The organism is Collinsella aerofaciens (genome assembly GCF_028209625.1).
Lineage (GTDB): Bacteria > Actinomycetota > Coriobacteriia > Coriobacteriales > Coriobacteriaceae > Collinsella > Collinsella aerofaciens_AM.
Window position 1 is genome coordinate 1 of record NZ_JAQLDU010000046.1, and the last position, 1,360, is coordinate 1,360.

The 1,360-nt window shown below is 63.5% G+C and carries 2 protein-coding genes; both read right to left on the reverse strand.

The window, feature by feature from the left end; translation table 11 throughout:
- On the reverse strand, nt 1-802 hold an 802-nt coding region (locus tag PMW70_RS09695), incomplete at its 3' end, for an IS3 family transposase (RefSeq protein ID WP_271744737.1).
- The gene (locus PMW70_RS09700) at nt 799-1,314 is read right to left on the reverse strand and encodes a helix-turn-helix domain-containing protein (protein WP_271744738.1); all 516 of its coding nucleotides are present in this window, start codon (nt 1,312-1,314) and stop codon (nt 799-801) included. The genes PMW70_RS09695 and PMW70_RS09700, both read right to left, overlap by 4 nt.
- Nucleotides 1,315-1,360: the final 46 nt, after the last annotated feature.

Sequence of the window (1,360 nt, forward strand, 5' to 3'; positions counted from 1 at the left end):
TCAGTTTAACCTGCCTCCTTCTCGTGTTCCAATGGATGATGTATTCGTCCAGGTCTCTCTTGAAGTCTTCGAAGCAGGGCCATTTCCTTCCGCGAAAGAACTCGTCCTTCATATGGCCGAACACCTGCTCCGTCGCGCCGTTGTCGATGCAGTTGCCCTTCCGGGACATGCTCTGCACCACGCCGGCCTCCTCCAGCCGCTTGCACCACCCGGCCTGCTGGTACTGCCAGCCCATGTCCGAGTGCAGGACCGGCCTGGAGCCCTCGGGCATCTTGGACACGAGCTGGTCGAGCAGCTCGTGCTGCTGGGCCATGTTGGGATGCAGCGACGTGGACCAGGCGACGATCTCCTTGCTGCCGAAATCGTAGACCGGCGCGAAGTAGGCCTTGCCCCAGGGCTGCTTGAACTCGGTGACGTCGGTGCCCATCTTCTCCCACGGCCCGTCGGCGGCGAAGTCCCTGCCGATGACGTTCTCGAAGGTCTTTCCGACCTTGCCCCTGTACGAGTTGTACCTGTGGTAGTCGGTCTCGCGGCGGATCCCGCAGCTGATGCCCATCTCGCGCATCATCTTCAGCGTCGTCTTGTCGGCTATGCGCACGCCCTGCTCGGCGCGCAGGCACATGGCGATCTGCCTGTGGCCGCACCCGTTGGCGGTGCGCGAGAATATCTCGGCGGCGGCCTCCCAGAGCTCGGGCCTGGTGGGAGCCTTCGGGTGCGACAGCGCGTAGTAGTAGCTCGACCTCGCCAGGCCGGCGCACTCGAGCAGGTCGGCGAGGGGGTATTGCCCTGAAAGCCCGCTCACGACCGCGGCCTTCTCGCCGTTCGAGAGCGTTTCTCCGCCTTCAGGGCGATCGATTTTTTTAGGTAGGCGTTCTCCGCCTCGAGCCTCTTGATCCTGCGCTCGAGCTCCTGCTCGCGCGTCGTCTCCCCGGACGGGGAGCCGGACCCCCTCGGCCTCCCCCTTGGCTTTGGCCTGAGCGCCTCCGGGCCTTCCTCCCTGTACGCCTTCAGCCATTTCTTGAAAGGGCTTGGCGAGGCTATCCCGAACTTCTCCATGGCCTCGGGCTTCGTCATGCCCTCGTCGACGACCGCCCTGACGGCGGCCAGCTTCGTCTCGAACGAATAGGCGGTGTGCTTCTTTCCCATCATGGTCAGAACCTCGATACCAGCAGACCTGTAGGTGCACAGCCATTCTCTCACGGTTCCCTCCGGCATCCCGAGAAGGGCCGCGATCGCCGCGCGGCCGCGCCCCTCGTCGTGCAGCTCTGCCGCTCGCAGTCTCATCCCGACGTCGTACAAAGCGTTTCCAGCCATAAAAAGGCCTCCCATTTCTTGTGTCCAAGAAATGGGAGGCAGTTCA

What these genes read in the sequence shown, in the direction of transcription:
- PMW70_RS09700 (WP_271744738.1), bottom strand. Translation starts at nt 1,314, where the DNA reads ATGGCTGGAAACGCTTTGTACGACGTCGGGATGAGACTGCGAGCGGCA.